This is a genomic window from Clostridium sp. AF22-10 (assembly GCF_003478725.1).
GTDB lineage: Bacteria > Bacillota > Clostridia > Lachnospirales > Lachnospiraceae > Otoolea > Otoolea fessa.
The window spans coordinates 1-4277 of sequence record NZ_QUFZ01000048.1 but is presented as its reverse complement, the minus strand read 5'-3'; the positions used below and the strand labels follow the sequence as shown (position 1 = coordinate 4277).

General features: G+C 51.2%; 4 protein-coding genes. All 4 read right to left on the bottom strand.

Going from position 1 to position 4277, the window contains the following annotated elements:
• A partial coding sequence (locus DWX91_RS15905; RefSeq protein ID WP_118539746.1) for an AAA family ATPase occupies positions 1 to 1519 on the bottom strand: 1519 nt, incomplete at its 3' end.
• The gene (mobQ, locus tag DWX91_RS15900; RefSeq protein WP_118539744.1) at positions 1516 to 3012 is read right to left on the bottom strand and encodes a MobQ family relaxase; all 1497 of its coding nucleotides are present in this window, start codon (positions 3010 to 3012) and stop codon (positions 1516 to 1518) included. The genes DWX91_RS15905 and mobQ, both read right to left, overlap by 4 nt.
• Positions 2978 to 3337 carry a DUF3847 domain-containing protein gene (locus DWX91_RS15895; protein ID WP_110442136.1) on the bottom strand — a complete coding sequence of 120 codons (360 nt, stop codon included), beginning with the start codon at positions 3335 to 3337 and terminating at the stop codon, positions 2978 to 2980. Before DWX91_RS15895 ends, mobQ begins: the two co-directional genes overlap by 35 nt.
• 108 nt (positions 3338 to 3445) lie before the next feature.
• Positions 3446 to 4078 carry a helix-turn-helix domain-containing protein gene (locus DWX91_RS15890; RefSeq protein ID WP_110442135.1) on the bottom strand — a complete coding sequence of 211 codons (633 nt, stop codon included), beginning with the start codon at positions 4076 to 4078 and terminating at the stop codon, positions 3446 to 3448.
• Positions 4079 to 4277 lie beyond the last annotated feature (199 nt).

Sequence of the window (4277 nt, the reverse complement as noted above, 5' to 3'; positions counted from 1 at the left end):
TGGGGCTGTCCTTCAGCTTGCCGATAAAGAGCAGACTGCGGACTGCCGCCGTAATGTCGATAGACCCTAATCCCCGGTAGGTGCTTTGCGTTCCTGCGGCTTTGTTGAGGTGTCCGATCAGCACGATAGCGCACCCGGTAGCCTGTGCAATGTCTCCCAGACTGCGGAAGATGGGACGGACTTCATTTGCCCGGTTCATGTCCACATCTGCGCCCAGAAACGCCTGTACCGGATCGATGATAACCAGCCTTGCGTTGTTCTCACGGATTGCCCTTGCTATGCGCTCATCAGCAAGGGTCAGCGGCGTGTCTCTATCGTCAATGACAAGCACTCGTTCAAGGTCTGCGTCAGCTTCCATCAGTCGGGGCTTGACGGTATCACCCAGACCGTCCTCGGCGGTCTGATAGATGATATTGAAAGGCTCAAGTGTCTCCATACCGGGCAAAGGCTTTCGATTGGTGCAAGCCGCCGCAAGGCGCATGGCAAAGTAGGTCTTGCCCTCGCCGGGATTGCCCTGTATGATGGTCAGCTTTCCAAATGGGATATACGGAAACCATAGCCATTCCACGCTCGTCAGCTCCACATCAGCCATACGGAGCATTGGGACAGGCTGGGCGGTGGGCAGTTCTCGCAGCGTGATTGTCTCGGCTATGAATTTGCGGTTTGGAATATCCGCTTGCTGACGGAGAACATCGTTCCAGTCTTTCCTTGCCGGGACAAGGCAAATGACGGCGATCTCGCCGGGAATGGACTGTGCCAGTCGTGTGCAGGCTTCATTTCCAGCGGCATCGCTGTCAAGGCAGAGGAACACTTTTCGGGTGTCCTTGCGTTCAGAAAGAAAATGGTCAAGGGCTTTGCCAGAAACGCCGCCCAGGGCAAGATAGCTCCTTGTCTGCCAGTCCTGCGGATAAAGGCAGATAAAGGACAAAAGGTCTATCGGCGCTTCAAAGACAAAGAGCTGGTTGCCGTTTCCCTCATAGCGGAACGGATAGGACTTGTCAGACCCGGTAATATCCTGTCTGAATGAGTCTGCCGTTCCTCGCACATGGGCGTATCTCGGCGTACCGCTTCGGTCTCTGCCGACAAACACAACATTGTGCCGCTTTGCGTCCTCGTAAATATCCCCGGAAAGAAGAAAAGCCTCAACAAGCGTTTTGTTGAGACCTCGGCTTTCTGTGAGATATTGGATTGCTCTGTCGGCTGTCCGGTTGTGCAAGGGCAAGTGAAACGCTGTGGGCGGTGCTATGCTGGCTTCGGTCTGCCCCTCGCCGCTTTCGCCGGTCAGGAGCTGGACGGCTTCGGGAAAGGACTTGCCGTAAAACTCCATGACAAAATCAATGGGATAGCCGCCCTTGCTCTGGCTGTGGCGAAACCACTTGTTTCCCCGGACGGTCAGACTGTCATGTTCTTTCCAGCGATATTCTCGTCCGCTTTTTATCAGTGTCTCTCCCTGTGTGCGGAGAAAATCTTCCAGACTGACGGCATTTGCCCGGTCAATCTGTGCTTGGGTATAATTCATCGGGATAGTTCCTCCTTTTTCTGTCGTGTTTGGGGTCGATTTTGGAGCTTTTGTTCCTCTGTACGCTCGTTAAATCGGGCGGCAGTATCTACGCATGACTTGACCTTCCAAAGGCGGTGTAAATCGTCTCTGACAGCCTTAAACTCGCCGTAGGTGCTTTCGTGCGCCTGTTCCAGCTCGTCATACTCGTCGGACAGCTTTTTCATATCCACCTTGCCGTCCGGGAACTCCCCGGTCAGCTTTCGTCTGACGGCGTAGAACTGTATCAGTTCCGCTTCATGCTCTGCCTTGTACTTGGCTCTGGGATTCTCAAACTTGATTTTCTGCAAGCCGTCATAGACAGGCTTCAAGTTCTGGAAAGCAGCGGAGCTGTCATAGAGCCGCTTGATTGCTTTCATTCGAGCGGTCTGCTCGTCCAGCGTTTTCTTCAAGCTCTCGGTGGCAGCACTGTGTTCGCTGACACGGCGTTCCAAATCCTCAAGGGAGTAAATGCCGTTTGCCCGGAGATAATTGAAAGTATCGTTCATCTCCTTTAGGTTGCTGATTTTGCCTTTCTGGGAATATGCCCCGGCTTTGCGCTGAGTGTAATAGGCGTTCAGCAGAGAAACAAGGTCGGGTGCCTGTGGCTTGGCAAGCTCGGCTTTCATATCCGCTATCCAGCCCATAAGCGAAGTGATTTTCTTCTTGATGTCTCGAATAACGGCATTGGTGGCTTTGATCCAGCGGTTGAACTCGCCCTTTTCGGTGCGTATGCCTTTCTTCTCCATCGCCCGGACGGTTGCGCCCTCATGGACGGTGGGAAGAAGCTCCACGCCCTGACGCTCATAGCTTCGGTGGTCGATGCGAACATCAAGCCCTTTCTCTGCAAACTTGGCGTTGCATAGTTCCGCCCATGCTTCACGCCAATGTTCCAGCGTTTCGGGACTGCCCCAGTCGGTAGTGGGAACGGCATTGAACACAAACTTTCCGTCTGCGTCCCGGATACGGTTGCCGTCCTCGTCCAGCTCATACACCCGGCATTGCTTTAGTCCCCATTTGCCGTTCTGCTCGATGGGGCGGATGGGGCAAAGCACATGAAAATGCGGGTTTGGTATGCCGCCGTCCTCCCGGTCTGGCTGGTGTACGGCGAAGTCAACCACCATGCCCCGGCTCACAAAGTTCTCCAACAAAAATTGCCTTGCAAGAGCGATGTTTTCCTCAAGGGAAAATTCATTCTGCAAGGCAATGTCAAAGCTGTATGCAAGTTGGGCGTTCTTTCCACGCTCGGCTTTTTCCACGGCGTTCCATAGGGTCTGGCGGTCTGCGTATTCGGGCGGTGCATGGGACGGCAGGAGAATGTCAGAGCAGATCACGCCGCCCTTGCGGGTGTAGTCGCTGTATTCGCCGTAATACTCGCTATACAATCGCTCCCCGGCTCGGTAGGCAGCAGAAGCGATAGCGGACTGTCCTGCGCTTCGCTTAGTCTGCGTGACACTCAGATGAAATAGTGCCATCGGCTTTCAACTCCTTTCCTCCGTTCGCTTTGTTGATGTGGGTAATCGCCATGTGACGGACGGCTCGCTGGACTTCGGACAGAGAAAAGATGTGTTCCATCAGCTCTGTCATTTCGGTGCGTGTGAGATCTTTGACCTCCGGGGCAAGGCTCTCAATCGTGCCGCCCAGATTGCAAAGGCGGTGGGTGCGTTTCTTGCGTTCGCCTTTCTCATAGTGTTTCTTCCTCTGTTCCAATCTTTGGAGTTTGTGCTGTTCCTGAAGAAGCTGTGCTTCGGCTCGCTCTTTTTCGGCTCTAAGCTGTTCAAGGGTTTTCGGTTTTGTCATTGTGCTTGACCTCCTTTTTTGATAATGGGTATAAAAAAAGACCGCTGACTTTGTGCGCACACGGCGCAGGTCAACGGTCTGATTTTCGGTGTTCGTTATGTTCTAAAATCAATTCTTTGGAAGATGGTGTTTCTCAATCTCTAATGTTATGAGGGTAGCAGTCATTAGATAGAGGACGGCGATGACACATTCCAAAACAAGCGAATTGATAGGGCGAGGATAAAAATGTACTAACGCACTTACCAATAGTCTAATCGGGAAATATGTGCCTAACCATGCGGAGACTTTGTAAAACCGCTTGCGGAATTGCAATGTTCTCTCATTCTGCTCATTTGCCTTTTTTTGATATGCGTATTCAAAGCCTCCAACCATGGCAATAAAAGGAATAAAACTCAAGACACCAAAGAAAATGTTTTGCAGGATAACTACGGACATGAATTGAATTATCAACACCATCACTTCAAGAGTGATTAGAAAAATCATGATCTGGTGGATGCCGTCCGTTTTGACTTCCTTAACCTTCGGCAGGTCATTGTCGCTTTGGTATTCATCATTTAGCAAGTAGTCTGTTGTAACCTGAAACAGCCTACTGAGTTGAAGAATGTTTGTTGCATCTGGCATAGCTGTTCCCATTTCCCAACGGGAAATGGCTTGCCTTGATACTCCCAACTTATCAGCTAACTCTTCCTGTGACATTCCATTGGACTTTCTCAACCTGACAATTTTATCTGATAATTTCATAATGAAATCCTCCTTTGATTTGGTGATTTCATTATAGCAGAGAACGCTTTCAGTCACCACCACTTCAAGTTTACATTTCCGCAACATAACTTTACGCTGTGTTTTCACTTGCTGGCGGCGAACAGCATTTTATGCTGTTTGCGGACGGCAAGTCCACAAGGGATAGACGCACAAGCGTCGCAAGGGAGTGTAGCTCCCT